At 72.7% G+C, this 20,698-nt stretch carries 16 protein-coding genes; 8 read left to right on the top strand and 8 right to left on the bottom strand.

The genetic code is table 11. The features are described 5' to 3' along the window. Positions 1–5 precede the first annotated feature (5 nt). The 6 genes from C3492_RS38620 (at position 6) to C3492_RS38595 (ending at position 8,934) form a co-directional block, all read left to right on the top strand. Positions 6–959, top strand: a complete 954-nt coding sequence (locus tag C3492_RS38620; RefSeq protein WP_103817280.1) for a carbohydrate ABC transporter permease — start codon at positions 6–8, stop codon at positions 957–959. Then, complete coding sequence (locus tag C3492_RS38615) at positions 956–1,837, top strand: carbohydrate ABC transporter permease (RefSeq protein ID WP_103817279.1); 882 nt, start codon at positions 956–958, stop codon at positions 1,835–1,837. The genes C3492_RS38620 and C3492_RS38615 overlap by 4 nt, the downstream gene beginning before the upstream one ends. 33 nt (positions 1,838–1,870) lie before the next feature. Beyond that, on the top strand, positions 1,871–3,478 hold the full coding sequence (locus C3492_RS38610) for a glycoside hydrolase family 13 protein (RefSeq protein WP_103817278.1): 1,608 nt from the start codon (positions 1,871–1,873) through the stop codon (positions 3,476–3,478). A gap of 90 nt (positions 3,479–3,568) precedes the next feature. After that, positions 3,569–5,746: a discoidin domain-containing protein gene (locus C3492_RS38605; protein WP_103817277.1), complete on the top strand. Its 2,178-nt coding sequence runs from the start codon at positions 3,569–3,571 to the stop codon at positions 5,744–5,746. Between the two features lie 239 nt (positions 5,747–5,985). After that, positions 5,986–8,034 (top strand): phosphocholine-specific phospholipase C, encoded by a 2,049-nt coding sequence (locus tag C3492_RS38600; protein WP_103817276.1) that lies wholly within the window; start codon positions 5,986–5,988, stop codon positions 8,032–8,034. 66 nt (positions 8,035–8,100) lie between these two features. Then, the gene (locus C3492_RS38595; RefSeq protein ID WP_103817275.1) at positions 8,101–8,934 is read left to right on the top strand and encodes a phospholipid scramblase-related protein; all 834 of its coding nucleotides are present in this window, start codon (positions 8,101–8,103) and stop codon (positions 8,932–8,934) included. Between the two features lie 90 nt (positions 8,935–9,024). Here C3492_RS38595 and C3492_RS38590 read toward each other — a convergent pair whose 3' ends face one another. Further along, positions 9,025–9,987: a hypothetical protein gene (locus C3492_RS38590; RefSeq protein ID WP_103817274.1), complete on the bottom strand. Its 963-nt coding sequence runs from the start codon at positions 9,985–9,987 to the stop codon at positions 9,025–9,027. Continuing rightward, positions 9,984–10,784: a phosphatase PAP2 family protein gene (locus C3492_RS38585; protein WP_103817273.1), complete on the bottom strand. Its 801-nt coding sequence runs from the start codon at positions 10,782–10,784 to the stop codon at positions 9,984–9,986. Before C3492_RS38585 ends, C3492_RS38590 begins: the two co-directional genes overlap by 4 nt. A gap of 220 nt (positions 10,785–11,004) precedes the next feature. Between C3492_RS38585 and C3492_RS38580 the strand changes: the two genes are divergently transcribed. Next, positions 11,005–11,619: a TetR/AcrR family transcriptional regulator gene (locus tag C3492_RS38580; protein WP_103817272.1), complete on the top strand. Its 615-nt coding sequence runs from the start codon at positions 11,005–11,007 to the stop codon at positions 11,617–11,619. A 136-nt stretch (positions 11,620–11,755) separates the two neighbouring features. Here the strand turns inward: C3492_RS38580 and C3492_RS38575 are convergent, their stop codons facing one another. After that, positions 11,756–12,886, bottom strand: a complete 1,131-nt coding sequence (locus C3492_RS38575; RefSeq protein WP_103817271.1) for a DUF2510 domain-containing protein — start codon at positions 12,884–12,886, stop codon at positions 11,756–11,758. Positions 12,887–13,158: 272 nt separating this feature from the next. Here C3492_RS38575 and C3492_RS38570 point away from each other — a divergent pair, with 272 nt between their 5' ends. Next, positions 13,159–15,840, top strand: coding sequence for an AAA family ATPase (locus C3492_RS38570; RefSeq protein ID WP_103817270.1), 2,682 nt, complete (start codon positions 13,159–13,161; stop codon positions 15,838–15,840). A 50-nt stretch (positions 15,841–15,890) separates the two neighbouring features. On the opposite strand, the gene C3492_RS38565 is transcribed toward C3492_RS38570, so the two are convergent. The 5 genes from C3492_RS38565 to pcaH all read right to left on the bottom strand — a co-directional run bounded on the left by C3492_RS38565 (position 15,891) and on the right by pcaH (position 20,595). Beyond that, positions 15,891–16,682 (bottom strand): SDR family NAD(P)-dependent oxidoreductase, encoded by a 792-nt coding sequence (locus tag C3492_RS38565; RefSeq protein ID WP_103817269.1) that lies wholly within the window; start codon positions 16,680–16,682, stop codon positions 15,891–15,893. 76 nt (positions 16,683–16,758) lie between these two features. Then, the gene (pcaD, locus tag C3492_RS38560) at positions 16,759–17,880 is read right to left on the bottom strand and encodes a 3-oxoadipate enol-lactonase (protein ID WP_103817268.1); all 1,122 of its coding nucleotides are present in this window, start codon (positions 17,878–17,880) and stop codon (positions 16,759–16,761) included. Further along, the gene (gene pcaB, locus C3492_RS38555; RefSeq protein ID WP_103817267.1) at positions 17,877–19,217 is read right to left on the bottom strand and encodes a 3-carboxy-cis,cis-muconate cycloisomerase; all 1,341 of its coding nucleotides are present in this window, start codon (positions 19,215–19,217) and stop codon (positions 17,877–17,879) included. The genes pcaD and pcaB overlap by 4 nt, the downstream gene beginning before the upstream one ends. After that, a complete protein-coding gene (pcaG, locus tag C3492_RS38550) occupies positions 19,214–19,816 on the bottom strand; it encodes a protocatechuate 3,4-dioxygenase subunit alpha (RefSeq protein WP_103817266.1) in 603 nt (200 codons plus the stop codon). Before pcaG ends, pcaB begins: the two co-directional genes overlap by 4 nt. A gap of 5 nt (positions 19,817–19,821) precedes the next feature. Next, positions 19,822–20,595, bottom strand: a complete 774-nt coding sequence (gene pcaH, locus C3492_RS38545; protein ID WP_103817265.1) for a protocatechuate 3,4-dioxygenase subunit beta — start codon at positions 20,593–20,595, stop codon at positions 19,822–19,824. Positions 20,596–20,698: the final 103 nt, after the last annotated feature.

The raw sequence follows: 20,698 nt of genomic DNA, 5'->3' as shown, positions 1-20,698 counted from the left end.
CCACCATGACGAAGACGGCCGAGCGACGGCCCCCGGCGCACGCCGCCGTCCCCGCGGTCCCGGCGCCGCCCCCGGCAGGGGACCGGAGGCGGCGCCGCCTCACCGACCAGGTCCACGCCTACGGCTTCCTCCTCGGCGGCCTGCTCTGCTTCGCCCTGTTCTCCTGGTACCCGGCGATCCGCGCGGTCGTCATCGCCTTCCAGAAGTACACCCCCGGCTCACCGCCCGAGTGGGTCGGCACCGCCAACTTCACCCGGGTCCTGCACGACCCCGAGTTCACGGCCGCCTGGCGCAACACCCTCACCTTCACCCTGCTGGCCCTTCTGATCGGCTTCGCGATCCCCTTCGTCCTGGCCCTCGTGCTCAACGAACTGCGGCACGCCAAGGCCTTCTTCCGGGTCGTGGTCTACCTGCCGGTGATGATCCCGCCGGTGGTCAGCGCCCTGCTGTGGAAGTGGTTCTACGACCCCGGAGCCGGCCTCGCCAACGAGACGCTGCGCTTCCTGCACCTGCCCACCTCGAACTGGTCCAACGGCACCGACACCGCCCTGATCTCCCTGGTCATCGTCGCCACGTGGGCCAACATGGGCGGCACCGTCCTCATCTACCTGGCCGCGCTCCAGTCCATCCCCGGCGAGCTCTACGAGGCGGCCGAACTGGACGGCGCGAACCTCCTCCAGCGCGTCCGGCACGTCACGGTCCCGCAGACCCGGTTCGTGATCCTGATGCTGATGCTCCTCCAGATCATCGCCACCATGCAGGTGTTCACCGAACCGTTCGTCATCACCGGCGGCGGCCCCGAGAACGCCACCGTCACCGTCCTCTACCTCATCTACAAGTACGCCTTCCTCTACAACGACTTCGGCGGCGCCTGCGCCCTCAGCGTGATGCTCCTGCTGCTGCTCGGCGCCTTCTCCGCGGTCTACCTGCGGCTCACCCGCTCCGAGGGGGACGCATGACCACCGGCACCCGCACCCTGATCTCCCCGGCCACCCTCGCCCGTCCGCGCGGGAAGATCCTCTACTGGACGGTGTTCACGGCCGTCGTCGTCCTCTTCGCGCTCGCCTTCCTCTTCCCCGTGTACTGGATGGCGACCGGCGCCCTGAAGTCCCCGGACGAGGTGGCCCGTACCCCGCCGACGCTCCTTCCCGAGCACTGGCACCTCAGTGGCTACACCGACGCCTGGGACCTCATGGAGCTCCCCCGGCACCTGGGGAACACGCTCGTCCAGGCGGCCGGCGCCTGGGCCTTCCAGCTGGTGTTCTGCACGGCCGCCGCCTACTCCCTGTCCAAGCTGAGGCCCGCCTTCGGCAAGGTGGTCCTCGGCGGCATCCTCGCCACCCTCATGGTCCCGGCGCAGGCGCTGGTCGTCCCGAAGTACCTGACCGTCGCCGACCTGCCGCTGATCCACACCAGCCTGCTCAACGACCCCCTCGCCATCTGGCTGCCGGCCGTCGCCAACGCCTTCAACCTCTACCTGCTCAAACGATTCTTCGATCAGCTGCCGCGCGATGTCCTGGAGGCCGCCGAGATCGACGGCGCCGGCAGGCTCCGCATCCTGTGGTCCGTCGTCCTGCCCATGTCCCGGCCGGTGCTCGGCGTCGTGTCGATCTTCGCGCTGGTCGCCGTCTGGCAGGACTTCCTGTGGCCGCTGATGGTCTTCTCCGACACCGGCAAGCAGCCGATCAGCGTCGCCCTGGTCCAGCTGTCGCAGAACATCCAGCTCACCGTGCTCATCGCCGCGATGGTGATCGCCAGCATCCCGATGGTGGCGCTGTTCCTCGTCTTCCAGCGGCACATCATCGCCGGGATCAGCGCGGGCAGCACCAAGGGCTGACGCCGCCGCCCCGTCTACAGAAAGGCAAGCCCAGTGGGACAGCCCAGCCATGCCCGGAAGGACCCTGACTGGTGGCGCTCGGCCGTCATCTACCAGGTGTACGTCCGCAGCTTCGCGGACGGCGACGGCGACGGCACCGGCGACCTCGCGGGCGTCCGCGCCCGGCTGCCGTACCTCGCCGGACTCGGCGTGGACGCCCTGTGGTTCACACCGTGGTACGTGTCCCCGCTGAAGGACGGCGGCTACGACGTCGCCGACTACCGGGCCATCGACCCCGCCTTCGGCACCCTCGCCGAGGCCGAGAAACTCATCGCCGAGGCCCGTGAGCTGGGAATCCGCACCATCGTCGACATCGTGCCCAACCACGTCTCCGACCAGCACCCCTGGTTCCGGGCCGCGGTCGCCGCCGGGCCGGGCAGCCCCGAGCGCGAGCTGTTCCACTTCCGGCCCGGACGCGGCGCGCACGGTGAACTCCCGCCGAACGACTGGCCGTCCCAGTTCGTCGGCTCCACCGACCCGGTGTGGACCCGGCTGCCCGACGGCGACTGGTACCTGCACCTGTTCACCCCCGAACAACCCGACCTCAACTGGGCTCATCCGGCGGTCCGCCAGGAGCACGAGGACATCCTGCGCTTCTGGTTCGAGCGGGGCGTCGCCGGCGTCCGCATCGACTCGGCGGTCCTCCTCGCCAAGGACCCGGACCTCCCCGACCTCGCCACCCACCCGGAGCCGCACCCGTTCGTCGACCGCGACGAACTCCACGACATCTACCGCTCCTGGCGCCGGGTGGCCGACGAGTACGGCGGTGTGTTCGTCGGCGAGGTCTGGCACCCCGACCCCGAACGCTTCGCCCGCTACCTGCGGCCCGACGAACTCCACACCGCCTTCAACTTCTCCTTCCTGTCCTGCCCCTGGGACGCCGGCCGGCTGCGCGCCTCCATCGACACCACGCTCGCCGAACACGCCCCCGTCGGCGCCCCGGCCACCTGGGTGCTGTGCAACCACGACGTCACCCGCACGGTCACCCGGTACGGCCGCGAGGACACCGCCTTCGACTTCGCCACCAGGACCTTCGGCATCCCCACCGACCTGGCGCTCGGCACCCGGCGGGCGCGGGCCGCCGCCCTGCTGTCGCTCGCGCTGCCCGGATCGGTGTACCTCTACCAGGGCGAGGAGCTGGGCCTGCCGGAGGCCGAGATCCCGGCCGACCGCATCCAGGACCCGATGTACTTCCGCTCGCGGGGCGCCGACCCCGGCCGCGACGGCTGCCGGGTGCCGCTGCCCTGGGCCGCCGGCCTGCCGTACGCGGGCTTCGGTTCCCGCGAGGAACCCTGGCTGCCGCAACCGGCCGACTGGCCCTCGTACGCGGTCGACCGGCAGCAGCGCGACCCCCACTCCCTGCTCACCCTCTACCGCGAGGCCATCGCGCTGCGCCCCGAGTTCGGCGACGGCCCCCTGACCTGGCTGGCCGCCCCCGACGGCGTGCTCGCCTTCTCCCGCGCGGACGCGGCGCTGTGCGTGGTCAACCTCGCGGCCACGCCCGCCGACCTGCCCGCGCACTCCCGGCTCCTGCTCAGCAGCGGCCCGCTGGACGACGCGGGCCGGCTGCCGCAGGACACGGCGGCCTGGCTGCGCGCCTGAGCCGGGCCGCACGGCGGCTGGTCACGCGTCCGAGCCGCGCCCGTACGCACCTTGCTATCCCCTGCACCCCCACCACGAAGGGATCAGCACATGCACCCCAGCACCGCCGGACACCTCCGGCGCATGCCGGCCATCGGGGCGGTCGTCGCCCTGGCCGCGGGCATGCTCGTCAGCATCGCCCCGGCCGCCCACGCGGCCGCGGGCGCCACCCTCCCCTTCACCTCCGTGGAGGCCGAGTCGGCGACCGGCAACGGCACGAAGATCGGCCCGGACTACACCCAGGGCAGCCTCGCCTCGGAGGCCTCCGGCCGGCAGGCCGTCCGGCTGTCCCCCGGGCAGCGGGTGGAGTTCACCGTGCCGCGCGCCGCCAACGCGGTGAACGTCGCCTACAGCGTGCCGGACGGCCAGTCCGGATCCCTGAACGTGTACGTCAACGGCACCAGGCTCGCCAAGACCCTCCCGGTGACCTCCAAGTACTCCTACATCGACACCGGCTGGATCCCCGGCGCGAAGACGCACCACTTCTTCGACAACACCCGGCTGCTGCTCGGGCAGAACGTCCAGGCCGGCGACAAGGTCGCCGTGGAGGCGGCCGGCGTCCAGGTCACCGTCGACGTCGCCGACTTCGAACAGGTCGCCCCGGCCGCAGGCCAGCCCGCCGGTTCGGTGTCCGTCGTCTCCAAGGGCGCCGACCCCAGCGGCAACGGCGACTCCACCCAGGCCTTCCGGGACGCCATCGCCGCCGCCCAGGGCGGCACCGTGTGGATACCGCCGGGCGACTACCGCCTCACGTCCTCGCTCAGCGGCGTACAGAACGTCACCCTGCAAGGCGCGGGCAGCTGGTACTCGGTCGTGCACACCTCCCGCTTCATCGACCAGTCCGGCTCGGCGGGCAACGTCCGCATCAAGGACTTCGCGGTCATCGGCGAGGTCACCGAACGTGTCGACTCCAGCCCGGACAACTTCGTCAACGGCTCGCTGGGACCGGGCAGTTCGGTCTCCGGCATGTGGATCCAGCACCTGAAGGTCGGCCTGTGGCTCACGGGCAACAACGACAACCTGGTGGTGGAGAACAACCGCATCCTCGACACCACCGCCGACGGACTCAACCTCAACGGCACGGCGAAGGGCGTCCGCGTCCGCAACAACTTCCTGCGCAACCAGGGCGACGACTCCCTCGCCATGTGGTCGCTGTACTCCCCGGACACCGACTCCAGCTTCGAGAACAACACGATCTCGCAGCCCAATCTCGCCAACGGCATCGCCATCTACGGCGGCACCGACATCGCCGTACGCAACAACCTGGTCTCCGACACCAACGCCCTCGGCAGCGGCATCGCCATCTCCAACCAGAAGTTCCTCGACCCGTTCCACCCCCTCGCCGGCACCATCACGGTCGACGGCAACACGCTGGTGCGCACCGGCGCGATGAACCCCAACTGGAACCACCCCATGGGCGCGTTGCGCGTCGACTCGTACGACAGCGCCATCAACGCCACCGTCAACATCACCAACACGACGATCACCGACAGCCCGTACAGCGCCTTCGAGTTCGTCTCCGGTGGCGGGCAGGGCTACCCGGTGCGGAACGTCAACGTCACCGGTGCGACCGTGCGGAACACGGGCACGGTCGTGGTCCAGGCCGAGGCGCAGGGCGCGGCGACCTTCAAGAACGTCACCGCCACCCAGGTCGGCGCGGCCGGCGTCTACAACTGCCCCTACCCGGCGAACTCCGGTTCCTTCGCCCTCACCGACGGCGGCGGCAACTCCGGCTGGTCCAGCACCTGGTCGGACTGCTCCACCTGGCCGCAGCCCGGCCAGGGCAACCCGGAACCCGACCCGAACCGCAACCTCGCCAAGGGCCGCCCGGCCACCGCGACCGGCTCGCAGGACGTCTACACTCCGGGCAAGGCGGTCGACGGCGACGCGAACTCGTACTGGGAGTCGACGAACAACGCCTTCCCGCAGTCCCTCACGGTCGACCTCGGCTCCTCCTACGCCGTGCGGCGCCTGGTGCTGAAGCTGCCGCCGTCCTCGGCCTGGGGCGCCCGCACCCAGACCGTCACGGTGCTCGGCAGCACCGACGGCTCCGGCTACTCGACCGTGCTGGGCGCGCAGGGCTACCGCTTCGACCCGGCCACCGGCAACACCGCGACCGTGACCCTGCCGAGCGGCACGAACCTGCGCTACCTGCGCCTGACCGTCACCGCGAACACGGGCTGGCCGGCGGGCCAGTTCAGCGAGGTGGAGGCGTACCAGACCCCCTGACCGCCCTGACCCGCACAGCCCGGACCGGGCGCCCCGGCACCACGACGGGCCGGGGCGCCCGCGCACACTCACGGGGCCGGTGGGAGTCCGGGCGACACCCGGTTTCCTCCCGTACCCACGACTTCATGTGCGCGCCATCGCACCCTTCCCTGACGTTCGCTGCTCTTGGAACACTCGCTCCGCGCGGATTCCGTCATCTGGCGGGTATCGCGTACGTCAGGACGAGAGGACCCTCACCCATGCCCGAAGTCAACCGGCGGCGCTTCCTCCAGATCGCGGGCGCCACCACGGCGTTCACGGCGCTGTCCAGCAGCATCCAGCGCGCGGCCGCCCTGCCCGCCCACCACCGCACCGGATCGGTGGAGGACGTCGAGCACATCGTCGTCCTCATGCAGGAGAACCGTTCTTTCGATCACTACTTCGGTTCCCTCCGAGGAGTCCGCGGCTTCGGCGACCCCCGTCCGGTCACCCAGAACGGCAGGTCCGTCTGGAAGCAGTCCGACGGCACGAAGGACGTCCTGCCCTTCCATCCGGACGCCGACGACCTGGGCCTGGCCTTCATCCAGGACCTCCCGCACGGCTGGAACGACGGACACACCGCCTTCAATGGTGGCAAGTACGACAAGTGGGTGCCCGCCAAGTCGGCCACGACGATGGCGTACCTCACCCGCGACGACATCCCCTTCCACTACGCGCTCGCCGACTCCTTCACCATCTGCGACGCCTACCACTGTTCGTTCATCGGCTCCACCGACCCGAACCGCTACTACATGTGGACGGGCTACACCGGCAACGACGGCAAGGGCGGCGGCCCGGTCCTCGGCAACGACGAGGCGGGCTACGGCTGGACCACCTACCCCGAGCGACTGGAGCGGGCCGGGGTCTCCTGGAAGATCTACCAGGACGTCGGCGACGGCCTCGACGCGAACGGCGGCTGGGGCTGGATCGACGACGCCTACCGGGGCAACTACGGCGACAACTCGCTGCTGTACTTCAACCAGTACCGGAACGCCAAGCCCGGCGACCCCTTGTACGACAAGGCCCGCACCGGCACCGACGCCCGCAGGGGCGAGGGCTTCTTCGACCAGTTGAAGGCGGACGTCCGGACCGGCAAGCTGCCCCAGGTCTCCTGGATCGTCGCTCCCGAGGCCTTCACCGAGCACCCGAACTGGCCCGCCAACTACGGCGCCTGGTACGTCTCCCAGGTCCTGGACGCGCTCACCTCCGACCCCGACGTGTGGGGGAAGACCGCGCTGTTCATCACCTACGACGAGAACGACGGCTTCTTCGACCACGTCATCCCGCCCTACCCGCCGGCCTCGGCCGCCCAGGGCAAGTCGACGGTCGACCCCGCGCCGGACCTGTTCAAGGGCGACGCCGGGCATGTCGCCGGCCCCTACGGGCTCGGCCAGCGGGTGCCGATGCTGGTGGTCTCCCCCTGGAGCAAGGGCGGGTACGTCTGCTCCGAGACCCTCGACCACACCTCGATCATCCGGTTCATCGAGCGTCGTTTCGGTGTCCAGGAGCCGAACATCTCGCCCTGGCGGCGGGCCGTGTGCGGAGACCTGACGAGCGCCTTCGACTTCTCCCGCAAGGACACCGCGCGGGTCGTGCTGCCCTCCACGGCCGGTTACCAGCCCAAGGACCACGACCGCCACCCCGACTACGTGCCCAAGCCTCCCGCCAACGGAACGCTTCCCCGGCAGGAGCGGGGCAGCCGGCCCACCCGCCCGCTGAAGTACGCCCCCGTGGTGGACGGTTCGGCGGACACCGCGGCCGGCAAGTTCACGCTCACGTTCGGCTCCGGGGCGCACGCGGGAGCGGTCTTCCTCGTCACGTCCGACAACCGGACCGACGGCCCCTGGACGTACACCACGGAGGCCGGCAAGACGCTGTCGGACACCTGGAACTCGGCGTACTCCGGCGGCGACTACGACCTCACCGTGCACGGTCCCAACGGCTTCCTGCGCGTCTTCAAGGGCCGCAACAAGGCCGCCGGCCCCGAGGTCACCGCCCGGCACAAGGGCGACGACGTCGAGCTCACCTTCACCAACAAGGGCTCCGGCACGGCGAGGCTGAAGCTGGTCAACGGCTACGGCGGCAAGCCGGTGACGGTGACGGTCCGGCCCGGCGCGACCGTGCGGCACACCGTCGCGCTCGCGGCGAGCAAGCGCTGGTACGACCTGACCGTGACCTCCGACGCCGACCCGGCCTTCCTGCGCGGCTTCGCCGGGCACGTGGAGAACGGGCGGCCCGGCGTCAGCGACCCGGCGATCGTCACGGGGTGAACGGGCGATGAACACCGCTCCGTGCGGACTGGTCAGGTACCGGTCATATCAGGGTAGTGTGCCCCGGTGACCACGCAATCGAACACTCCTGCAGGCTGGTACCCGGATCCGCACGGAGCGGCCCAGACGCTCCGCTACTGGGACGGCACGCAGTGGACCGAACACACCAACCCGGCCGAGCAGCAGGCCGGGCAGGTTCCGCCGCAGCAGGCTGCCTTCCCGCAGCAGCAGGCCGGTGACGCCAAGGTGCAGCGCCAGGTGCAGCAGCAGGCCGGCGTCGCGGGCGGCGGCGCCGGTGGCGGCACCCTCTTCACCGAGCCCGTCCTGGTCGTGAACCAGAAGGCCAAGCTGATCGAGCTGACCAACGAGTACAAGGTCATGGATCAGAACGGCCGGGAGATCGGCTCGGTCACCCAGGTCGGTCAGGGCGTGCTGCGCAAGATCCTGCGCTTCGTCTCCAGCCTGGACCAGTTCCTCACCCACAAGCTGGAGATCCGCGACGCCTACGGCCAGCCGCAACTGCTGCTGACCCGGCCCGCGAAGATCTTCAAGTCGCGGGTGGTCGTGACCCGCCCGGACGGCTCACCGGTCGGCGAGATCGTCCAGAAGAACATGATCGGGAAGATCAACTTCGCGATGACGGCGAACGGCCGGCAGGTCGGCGCGATCAAGGCGGAGAACTGGCGGGCCTGGAACTTCGCGATCGTCGACCACGCCGACAACGAGGTCGCCCGGATCACCAAGACCTGGGAAGGCCTCGCCAAGACCCTGTTCACGACGGCGGACAACTACGTCCTGCAGATCCACTACCAGCTGCCCGAACCGCTGCTGAGCCTCGTGGTGGCCACGGCGCTGACGGTGGACACCGCGCTCAAGCAGGACGCGCGCGGCTGGGGCTGACCGGCACGCCCGGACGGCAGGAAGCAGCACGGCGACGGCGGCCGGTGCCCGCGGAACGCGCGCACCGGCCGCCGCCGTCTGCCCGGGTGGTCACAGCGCCGTGAGGTGCCCCGGCTGGTCCGGCTGCCGGGGCAGCAGCACCGGCTCCGCGGTCGCCGTACCCGGCTCCAGCGCCAGCACGGCCGCCACCGGGTGCTCGTCGTCACCGCCGGACTCGTCCTGGCCGGCGGGCGCGGGTGCCGCCCTGGTCAGCAGCACCACGCCCCAGGAGGCCAGCCCCGCGCCGGCCAGGGCCAGCAGCACCCCGGCGGCACCGCCCTGGAGGCCCTGCCCCAGCAGCGTCAGACCGATGACCGCGGCGGCCACCGGGTTGGTGAGGGTGACCACGGCCAGCGGGGCGCCGAGGCCGCCGCGATAGGCCGTCTGGGACAGCAGCAGCCCGCCGACGGCGAACCCGGCGACGAGCACGGCGACCACGATCACCTCCGTGCTCAGCACCGGGCCCGAGCGGTCCGTCGCCGCCACGGTCACCGTCTGGGTCAGCGCGGAGGCGACCCCGGAGGCGAAGCCGGACGCGGTGGCGTGCCTGAGGCCCGGCCGGGCGCCGGGCCAGGACAGCAGACCGATCGCGGCTGCTGTCGTACCCGTGACCACCAGGGCCTCGGTCAGCGACAGCACCCGGGCGGGCGCCGGGCCGGAGGCGGTGACCAGCAGTGCGGCGAGCCCGAGCAGGGTGAGCGCCGTACCGCGCCACTCCACCGCGCTGACCCGCCGGCCGGCCGCCCGGGCGCCCAGGGGCACGGCGGCGACCAGGGTGAGCGCGCCCAGCGGCTGTACGACGGTCAGTGGGCCGTACTTCAGGGCGACGACGTGCAGCAGCGCGGCGGCGGCGTTCAGCCCGACCGCCGACCACCAGGCGCCGGTGCCCAGCAGCCGCAGCAGGCCGGTGCCGGCGTTGCGCGAGGCGAGCCGTTCCTGGGCGACGGCGGCCAGCGCGTAGGCGACGGCCGACACCAGCGACAGGCCGAGGGCGGCCAGGGCGGCGGCGCTCATCGGCCCGCTCCCGCCAGGACTGCCTCGCGCGGCTTCAGCAGACCGGTGCCGCGTCCCGCCGTACCGGCCGTGCGCCGCGGCGGAGGGACCACCGCGAGGGCGAGGCCGAGCATGGCCGTGGCGACGATCGCGTCGAGCCAGTAGTGGTTCGCCGTGCCCACGATCACCAGCAGGGTGACCAGCGGATGCAGCAGCCACAGCCCGCGCCGGCGGGACCGGGTGGCGGCCATCAGGCCGATCGCCACCATCAGCGCCCAGCCGAAGTGCAGCGAGGGCATGGCCGCGAACTGGTTGGAGAGGTGGTCGCTGGACGGCGGGCCGTACACGGACGGGCCGTAGATCCGGGCGGTGTCCACCAGGCCCGTCCCGGTCAGCATGCGCGGCGGGGCCAGCGGGAATGTGAACGGCAGCACGAGGGCGGCGGTGGTGAGGACCGCGAGGACCCGGCGGGCCCAGACGTAGTGCGCGGGCCGCCGCAGGTACAGCCAGACCAGGAAGGCGAGCGTGGCCGGGAAGTGGACGGTCGCGTAGTAGGTGTTCGCCAGGTGGACGACGGTGTCGCCGTGCAGCAGTGCGGACTGCACGGCGGTTTCGCGGGGGAGGTGGACGTTCCGCTCCAGGTGCCAGACCTGCCGGGCGTTGCGGAAGGCGTCGGCGGTGTGGCCGGTGGCCAGTCGGCGGCCCAGTTTGTAGACCAGGAAGAGCCCGGCGACCAGCAGGAACTCACGTATCAGGGACGGACGGGCCGGAGTCTCCGGTTCCCCCTCCGCCTCCGCAGGCTCGGTTCGGGCATTCATCCCCCGGCCCCTTCGCTGACGGTGGTGCGTGTCGTGGTGCGGACGAGCCCCGGTCCGCACCGGAACTCTTCGATACGTTGCCGTACCGATACGCCAGTGTACCGATACGGTCGAGTACCGGTACACTGGCGTATCGATTGATGTGCGCCACACTGGAAGCACGCACGGGCACCAGGCACCGCGCAGCACGGGAACAGACACGAGTGAGGGGAAGCACCGCATGACGTCGCAGGCCGCGGACGCACCGGACACGGTCGTCGCCTCGCGCCGCTCCAAGATCACGCCGGAGCGTGAGCGGGAGTTCTTCGACGCCGTGCTGGAACAGATCCGCGAGTGCGGCTACGACTCCGTCACCATGGAGGGCATCGCCGCCAGCACCCGGTGCAGCAAGTCCACGCTCTACCGGCAGTGGAAGACCAAGCCGCAGTTCGTCGCGGCGGCGCTGCGCGCCAGCCGCCGGGTGAGGTTCGCCGGCATCGACACCGGATCACTCGCCGAGGACCTGCGCCAGGCCGCACGGACCGCCGGCGACTGGTCCGGCAAGGACACCCGGCTGCTCCAGGCGCTGGGGCACGCGGTGACGGCGGACCAGGAGCTGGCCCAGGCACTGCGCGAGGCGCTGGTGCACCCGGAGATCGCCGCGCTGGAGGAGATCCTGGCCCGGGGCGTGGCCCGGGGCGAGGTCCGGGCGGGCCACCCGGCGCTGGAGTACATCCCGGCCATGATGTTCGGCGTCCTGCGCGTGCGGCCGGTGCTCGACGGCCACTACGCCGACTCCGACTACCTCGTCCGCTTCGTGGAGGCCGCCGTGCTGCCCTCGCTCGGACTGACATGAGACCCAGGCCGCCGTTCACGGGATGACTGGACGGCGACCTGCCCGCGCCGCACCGTGGGGACGGGGGCGGCGCGCACCCCCGGCCGGGTGGGGTTCCCCTTGAGCGGAGGGGAATCCCACCCGGCCGATCCCTCTCTCAGACGTCCTGACCGCTCCCGCCGCCGGACGAGACCTTGATCCCCTTGAGGATCTCGTCGATGACGGACAGCTTCTGCCCGACGTCCACGCCGAAGCGGACCACCACGATCTGCCGGGCTTCGTCGGGGGAGGGGAAGGCGACCGACTCGACATAGCCGTCGGATCCCTTGCTGGTGACCGCCTTCCAGCGCACCAGGTAGCCCTTCTGCCCGGCCACCGTCACCGCCTCGGAGGCCAGCACCTCGTGCGAGGTGATGCTGCCGTAGGTGGTGCCGCCGTAGGACTGCTTGGCGTTGGCGGCGATGTCCGCCTTCGCGACCTCCTCCGCCGTGTCGGCCTCGATGCCCAGCGCCACCGCCGGGGCCGTGTAGGCGCCGCCCGCGGTGCACGTCTGGGCCGAGTTGCCGGGGCACTTGTAGGCGTCGTCGGAGGTCACCTGCGCCCCGACGCCGATCGCCTGTCCGGTCCAGCCCTTCGGCACCGGCAGGCTGATGCCGTTGACCTGGTCCGTCACGGAGCCGCCGCCCTTGACCTTCGGCGCGTCCGACTGGCCCGGGGACGGCGAGGCCCCGCCGGACCCGCCGGAGCCTCCGGACCCGCCGCTCCCGCCCGAGTTGCCGCCGGGGCCGCCGAAGGGCCCGCCCTGGCCGCCGTCCTGCCCGCCGCCCGGCCCCTGCTGCGACCCGGCGCGGTCGTCGCCGCCGCCGTCGTCCTTGGTGAGGGCGTACACGCCGACCCCGATGCTCGCCAGTACCGCGGCCGTCACCGCGACGGCTATGCCCGTGCGCAGCCGGCGCCGGGACGGGGCGGGGGGCGGGGCCGGATACGCCGGATAGCCCTGCGCCGGATACCCCTGCTCGCCCGCATACCCCTGCTGCTCCGGGTACCCCGGGTAGGCGCCGAACCCGGCGGGAGCCGAGGGCGCCGCCGGACCCGCCGGGGGGACCGGCCCGGCCGGCTGCGGTGCGCCGTCCGCCGCCGGCCCGCCCGGGGGACCCCACGCGGCGGCCGTGCCGGCGGGGCGGGTCCGGTCCGTCCAGGCCTTGCCGTCCCACCAGCGCTCGGTGGGCGGACCGTCGTTCGTCTGCCCGGGATCGGGGTACCACCCGGGAGGAGTCACCTGCGTCATGCCCCCACCGTATGAGGCGAGCGTGAAAGCGGGATGAGAGGATCCGCCGCCAACGGGACGAAGCGGAATATTTTTCCCCGGATTTCTCGGTGACGCCTTCCCGCAGGGGCCGTTGACACTCCGTCCGCTGGTCGCGCGGGCGGTCGCGTCGCCTGCCCGCCCCCTGTTTCACCCGGCCGGGCAAGAGCTGCCCCGAGCGGCCACCGAAGGCCCCGCCCGACGACTACGCTCGGGTTCTGTACGTCATTCGGGCGACCTGGGGAGGTAACGGGATGACGGAGGGACGGCCGTCGGCGGCCGGCTCGGCTCCCCTGTGGGAACGGGACGCCGAGCTCGCCACCGTCGCGCAGGCACTCGACGTCCTGTGCGCGGACCAGTCGTCCGCGGGCAGCCTGCTGGTCATCCGGGGCGAGGCGGGACTCGGCAAGACCGCGCTGCTGGCCGAGACCCGGCGCATCGCCGAACGCCGCGGCTGCGCCGTCTGGTCCGCGCGCGGCGCCGAGACGCTGAGATCCGTCCCGTTCCACGTCGTACGGCAGCTCCTCCAGCCCGCGCTGCTGTCCTTACTGCCCGAGGAGGCCCGCGAGTACCTCGGCGACTGGTACGACATCGCCGGTCCCGCCCTCGGCATAGCGGAACCGCAGGCCGACAACGCCGACCCGCAGTACGTCTGCGACGGGCTCGTCGCCGCCGTGCGCCGGCTCTCCCGCCGCCAGTGGCCGCTGGTCCTGCTCGTCGACGACGCGCACTGGGCCGACCAGGAGACCCTGCGCTGGCTCGCCGCCTTCGCCGAACGCCTGGACGACCTGTCCGTCCTCGTCGTGGTCGCCCGCCGGCCCGGCGAGGTCAGCGGGGACAGCGCCCGCCTGCTCGACGCGGTGGCCGCCGCGGGCCGCCCCGTCCACAACCTCAGCGCCCTCACGCCGGACGCCACCGCCGGACTCACCCGCGCCACCGTCGGTCGGCACGCCGACGACGCGTTCTGCCGCGAGGTCTGGGCCGTCACCGGCGGCAACCCCTACGACACCGTCGAACTCCTCGCCAAGGTCCAGGACAGCGAACTGCCGCCCGTCGAGGCGCAGGCGGGAGAGCTGCGCGCCCTCAACCGCGCCGCCCGCGGCGGCGGACTGGTCGACCGGCTCAAGGGCCTCGGCCTGGAGGCCACCCGGTTCGCCTGGGCCGCCGCCATCCTCGGCACCGGCATCACCGTCGACATGGTCGCCCAACTCGCCACCATGAACGACGAACTCGCCCGCACGTGCGCCGAACTCCTCTGCAACGCCCGCATCCTCACCGAACCCGGCCCGCCCGCCGGCACCGAACGCACCGGCGGCGAGCTGGAGTTCGTCCACCCCCTCATCGCCACCGCGGTCTACAACTCCATCCCGCCCGGCGTGTGCACCGCCATGCACGGCGTCGCCGCACAGATGATCACCGAGCGCGGCCGCGGCGCCGCCGAGGCCGCCCGCCACCTGCTGAAGGTGCACCCGGACGACGACGAGGAACTGGTCGAGCAGTTGCGCGAGGCCGCCCGCGAACACCTCGCCGTCGGCGCGCCCGACGCGGCCCGCCGCTGCCTGGAACGCGCCCTGGCGGAACCGCCCCTCCCCGAGGTGCACGCGCACGTCCTGTACGAACTCGGCTGCGCCACCCTGCTGACCAACCCCGCGGTCACCATCGACCATCTGCAGAGCGCCCTCGGCATGCCCGGCCTCGACGGCGACGACCGGGTCGACGCCGTCGTCCGCCTCTCCCAGGCGCTGCTCCACAACGACCAGCTTGAGGAGGCCGTCCGCACGGTCGAGGCCGAGGCCGCCCGGCACGAGGCGGGTCCCGTCCGGATGCGGTTGCAGGCCTTCCAGTTCATGTGGGAGGGCATCCACGGCGAGACCGTCTCCCCGGCCCGCTCCCGGCGCCTGGCCGAGCTGGCGAGCACCTGTACCGGCCGCGACAACGCCGAACGCGCCCTGCTGATCCTGCGCGGCTTCGACGCGATGACCCACGGCGAGAGCGCCGACGAGGTCATCGAGCTGTGCGACCGCGCCCTGGTCAACGGCCGCCTCGCGCCCGGCCTCGGCTGGACCGACACCGAGTGGGGCATGGAACTGCTGATGATGCTCGGCAGCGCCTACACCTACGCCGACCGGCTCGACCGCGCCGAGAGCCTGTTCGCCGAAGCCCGGCGCGTCTACACCACGGCCGGCTGGCGCGGCGGCCACCTCTCCCTGGCCAACGCCTTCCTCGGGCTCGCCTACCGCAGACAGGGCCGGCTGCGCGACGCCGAGTCCACCCTGCGTGAGGCCCTGGTCCTCGCCGAACGCGTCGGCCGCCGTCTGCCGCTGTACTGGTCGGCCACCTGCGGTCTGGTCGACACCCTGCTGGCCCGGGGCAGGGTCGAGGAGGCCTGGTCGGTCGCCGAGCGGTACGGCTTCGCGCCGCCGTACCCGTCCACCATCGTGCTGCCCGACATCCGCTCCGTGCGCGGCCGGCTGCTGCTCGCCGTCGGCCGCACCGAGGACGGCATCAACGAACTGGAGGCCGCCGAGAAGACCGCCGCCTCCCGTGGCGGCCACAACCCGGTCCTCGCGCCCTGGTCCATCGACCTCGCCAAGGCGCTCGCCGGGCAGGACCCGGACCGTGCCGCCCAGCTCGCGGCCGACGCCCGCCGGCAGGCCGAGCGCTTCGGCACGGACACCGCCATAGGCGAGGCCCTGCGCTGTGCCGCCGCCCTGGCGACGGGACAGCGGGCGGTCCAGCTCGCCGCCCGCGCCGTCACCTACCTGGAGGCCTCACCCTGCCAGTACGAGCACGCGGCGGCCCGCGTCGAGTACGGCATCGCAGCCCGCTCGGTCGCGGAACTGGGCCGGGGCCTGGACCTGGCCCGGGCGTGCGGCGCGGAGCACCTGGTGGCCCAGGCACGGGAGGTGCTGGAGACGGGACGGGGATTGCACTGAACCGTACCGGAGGCGGGGCGGGGCTCGCACTGACCCCGCGTCCCCCGGGGTCACAGGCCCAGCAGCTGCTCCGTCACCGCCGCCAACCGCTCGCGCACGTCACCGTCGTACGCCGCCTCGTGCGCCCGCGCCGGCCGGATCCCGTCGTAGTACGCGCCGCTGCCCGTCTCCCGGGTGGCCAGGGCCAGCACGCCCGGTGCCCCGTCGGCGACGGAGTTCCACGGGGTGATGCCGCCCTCGCGGACCATCGCCGTGTCCATGTAGGTCGCGGGGTGCAGCACGTTCACCGACACGCCGCTGCCCGCCAGCTCCTCGGCCAGGGTGAACGTGTACGCGGCGAGCGCGAACTTGCTGCGGCAGTAGGCCGAGATCCCGCTGTAGCCACGGGTGAGTTCGGGGTCGGTGAAGTCGACGGGCTCCTGGCCGGCCGAGCCGACGTTGACGATCCGGGCCGGGGGATTCGCCCGCAGCACCGGCAGCAGGGCGCGTGTCAGCACCACGGGCGCGAGGTAGTTCACGGCGAGCCGCAGCTCATGCCCGTCAGCGCTCAGCTCCCGCGCGGAGCCGGGTGTCCCACCGCCCACGCCCGCGTTGTTGATCAGCACGTCGAGGCCGGAATGCGCCTCGGCCACCCGCGCGCCCAGGTCCCGGACCTCGGCCAGCCGGGCCAGATCGGCCACGAACCCCTCGGCCGCGCCCTCCGTGCGCAGCTCCTCGACCAGCCGCTCGGTGCGCGCCCGGTCGCGGCCATGGGCCAGGACGAGGTGACCGGAGCGGACCAGTTCGAAGGCGACGTACCGGCCGAGCCCGGAGGTGGCGCCGGTGATCAGAACAGTGGACATGCCGCCAGCCTAGGCACGCCCGAGCGCCGGGAACGAGTCGCTGCCGGGAGTACGACCGGCAGGGTCACCCTCGCCCTCAGCCCGTCTCCTCCTCGGCGAGGACCCGCTGGGCGGTCGCGAACGCCGAGTTGGCGGCCGGCACCCCGCAGTACACGGCGGTCTGCAACAGCACCGCGCCGATCTCCTCCGGCGTCAGCCCGTTGCGCCGCGCCGCCCGGACATGCATCGCCAGCTCGTCGTGGTGACCGTGGGCGACCAGCGCGGTCAGCGTGATCATGCTGCGCTCGCGTCGGGACAGCGTCGGGTCGGTCCAGATCTCCCCCCAGGCGTAGCGGGAGATGAAGTCCTGGAAGCGGGCCGTGAACGGGGTCTGCCGGGCCTGCGCGCGGTCCACATGGGCATCGCCCAGCACCTCCCGGCGCACCGCCGTACCGCTCGCCGGCGGCCCGTCGAGGTGGGTGCGCAGCGCGGTCAGCACGGCCCCCGGGCACTGCGCCGGCGCCAGATGGGAGGCGCCGGGCAGCTCCACCAGCGTCGCCGCCGGCACCGCGTCGGCGATCTCCCGCAGATGGGCGGGCGGGGTCGCGGGATCCTGCCGGCCCGCCACCAGCAGCGTCGGTAGGGTGATGTCGCCGAGCCGGTCGCGCAGGTCGAACGCGGCGAGCGCGTCGCAGCAGGCGGCGTACGCCTCCGGGTCGGCCTCCCGGTGGTCGCGGACCAGCCCCGGCACGCTGAACCCGGGCGTGAACCAGCGCGCCTCGGCGCTGTCCGCCAGCCCGTCCAGGCCCTCGCGGCGCACCCGCTCCGCCCGCTCCCGCCAGGGGGTCTCCCCGCCGAAGTGGGCGGAGGAGCACAACACCGCCAGCGAGGACAGCCGCTCGGGACGGTGGACGGCCAGATACAGGCCGACGGCGCCGCCCAGCGACACGCCCGCGTACGCGAACCGGTCGATGCCGAGGGTGTCGGCCAGCTCCAGCACCAGCGCGGCCAGGTCGCCGACGGTCGCGCCCGCCCCGATCAGGTCCGCCGCCGAACCCCCGTGCCCGGGCAGGTCCCAGCGGACGACCCGGTGGGCGGCGGACAGTTCGGGCGCGACCCGGTCCCACAGGGCCAGGGAGGTGCCGAGCGAGGGACCGAGCAGCAGCGGGGGAGCGGAAGCCGGGCCTTCTTCCTGGTGGTTGAGGAGTTTCACGGTCAAGGTCGCTCCAGGGCGCGGTCGGTGAGGGGACCGGCGAAGCCGGTGTAGTGGGCGGGGTCGAGCAGCTCGTCGAGATCGACGTCCTTCAACTCGGCGGTCTCCGGCAGCAGTTCGGACAGCGGACGGTCCTCGGCGTGGGCGCGGCGGGCCAGTTCGGTCAGCAGTTCCTTGGCGCGTGCCCGGCCGAGGACGGGCGAGAGGGCGGCCGACAGCCGCTCGGAGACGATCAGGCCCCGGGTGATGCCGAGGTTCCGGCGCATCGCAGCCGGGTGCACACGCAGCCCCTCGGCCAGCTCCGCCGCGTGGGAGGCCGCGCCGCCCACCAGCCGGAGCAGGTCGCGCAGCGGCTCCCACTCGGCGTGCCAGGCGCCGGCCGGCCGCTCGTCCTCGGCGGCGAGGCAGCCGTACAGCGAGGCCGCGAGCTGCGGGGCGCGCCGGGCGGCGGCCGCCAGGAGCGTGGCTCGCACCGGGTTCGCCTTGTGCGGCATGGCCGACGAGCCGCCGCCGCTGCCCTCGCTCACCTCGCCGATCTCGGTGCGCGACAGCGTCAGTACGTCCACGGCCAGCTTGCCCAGCGCCCCCGCCGTGAAGGCCAGGCACCCCGCCAGGTCCGCCACCGGGGTGCGCAGGGTGTGCCAGGGCAACGCCGGGGCGGCGAGGCCGACTTCTCTGGCGTACGCCCGCGTCAGAGCGGTCGCGTCCTCGGTGCCGTACGCCCGGAAGGCCGCCAGGGTCCCGGCGGCGCCGCCGAGCTGGGCGGGCAGCGCGTCCCGGACCCGGGTGACGCGGTCGCGCGCGTCCAGGACCAGCGAGCGCCAGCCGGCCGCCTTCAGCCCGAACGTCGTCGGCACGGCGTGCTGGGTGAGCGTCCGCCCCGGCAGCACCGTGTCCCGGTGTGCGGCGGCGAGGCGGGCCAGCGCCCGTTCGGTGCGGCCCAGGTCGGCCAGGACCGGGGCCAGGGTGCGCGCGGCGACCAGCATCGTCGCCGTGTCCATGATGTCCTGGCTGGTGGCGCCCCGGTGGACGTAGGGGCCGTACTCCTCGCCGACCGCCGCGGTCAGGTCGGCGACCAGCGGGATGACCGGGTTGCCGCCGTCCGCGGTCCGCGCCGCCAGGGAGCGGATGCCGAACCGGTCCGGGACGGCCGCCTCGGTCACCGCCGCCGCGGCCCCGGCCGGGGCGAGGCCCAGCGCGGCCTGCGCCCGCGTCAGCGCGGCCTCCGCGTCGAGCAGGGCCCGCAGATACGCGTGGTCGCCCGTCTCGGACGCGGCGCCCGATCGCGCCCACTCCGGGGCGAGCAGACCGGTGTCGGCGCAGGGAGGGGAAGCGGATGTCACTCGAACTCCAGGAAGACCGTCTCGCCTTCGCCCTGAAGGCGGATGTCGAAACGGTAGGCGCCGTCCGCCTCCTCGCGCGCGATCAGCGTGTCGCGCCGGTCACCCACCCGGGTCAGCAGCGGGTCGGCGGCCAGCGCGGCCTCGTCGCCCGGCAGGTAGATCCGGGTGAACAGGTGCACGAGCAGGCCCCGCGCGAAGACGCAGACGCTGAGGTACGGCGCGTTCCGCCCGCGTGCGCCGGGCCGGAGCGTACGGGCGTACCAGTGGCCGTCGGCGTCGGTCTGGACGCGGCCCCAGCCGGTGAACTCCACGCCGTTGCGGCCCAGGTGACCGCCGGTGGCCGGGTCGCGCCGCTGGGAGCCGTCCACGTGGGGGACGGTGCCGTCGGGACGCGGACCCCACAGCTCGATCAGCGCGTCGGGCAGCGGCTCTCCGTCGCCGTCGAGGACGTACCCGTGCACGGTGACCGTGTCCGGGTGGCCGAGCGGCGCGATCTCCTCGCCGCCGCGGAACGGCAGCGCGTAGCCGTAGAACGGGCCGACGGTGTGGGACGGGGTGGGCAGCACCTGGTGCGGGCCGCTCGGGTCGGTGATCGTCATGGCGGTCAGCGTCCTTCTTCCGTCCAGGTGGCGGCCGGGCCGTCCAGCACGATGTCCCAGTGGTAGCCGAGGGAGAACTCCGGCACCGACAGGCCGTGGTCGTAGGTGGCGACAAGCCGCTGCCGGGCCGCGTCGTCGGTCACGGACTGAAGGATCGGGTCGTACGGGAAGAGCGGGTCGTTCGGGAAGTACATCTGCGTCACCAGCCGCTGGGTGAACGCCGTGCCGAACACCGAGAAGTGGATGTGCGCCGGGCGCCAGGCGCCCACGTGGTTGCGCCACGGGTAGGGGCCCGGCTGGATGGTGGTGAAGTGGTAGCGGCCCTCGGCGTCGGTGAGGGTGCGGCCGACGCCGGTGAAGTTCGGGTCCAGCGGGGCGTCGTGCTGCTCGCGCCGGTGGGCGTAGCGGCCGGCCGAGTTGGCCTGCCAGATCTCGATCAGCTGGCCGCGGACCGGGCGTCCGTGCCGGTCCAGCAGCCGCCCGGAGACGGTGATCCGCTCGCCGATGGGCTCTCCGGTGTGCTGCCGGGTGAGGTCGTTGTCGACCTCGGCGAGGTCGCGCTCCCCGAAGGCGGGGGAGCGCAGTTCCACCAGTTCCGGGTCCTGGCTGGTGTCGATCGCCACCAGGGGCTGCTTCGGGTGGCGCAGCACGGAGGAACGGTACGGCGCGTAGTCGCGGCGCGGGTGGTGTTCGACGGGGGCGCCGTCGGCGACGCGCTTGTCGTAGGCGGCGTGCGCTGCCGCGATCTCCTGGTCGATGTCGGCTTGGGTGAGAGGCATGGGGTACCTGACGCTTCCTTGGCGTTCGAGGAGGGAGTCTCTCCGGTTCATCGGGGCGGATAGTCAGGGCACTGACTATTTCGGCGAGGTGTTGCTCACGCTG

Origin of the sequence: Streptomyces sp. Ru62, from assembly GCF_002920615.1 — a bacterium.
Classification (GTDB): domain Bacteria; phylum Actinomycetota; class Actinomycetes; order Streptomycetales; family Streptomycetaceae; genus Streptomyces.
The sequence above is the reverse complement of the archived record's forward strand: the minus strand, read 5'-3'. Positions and strand labels throughout refer to the sequence as shown.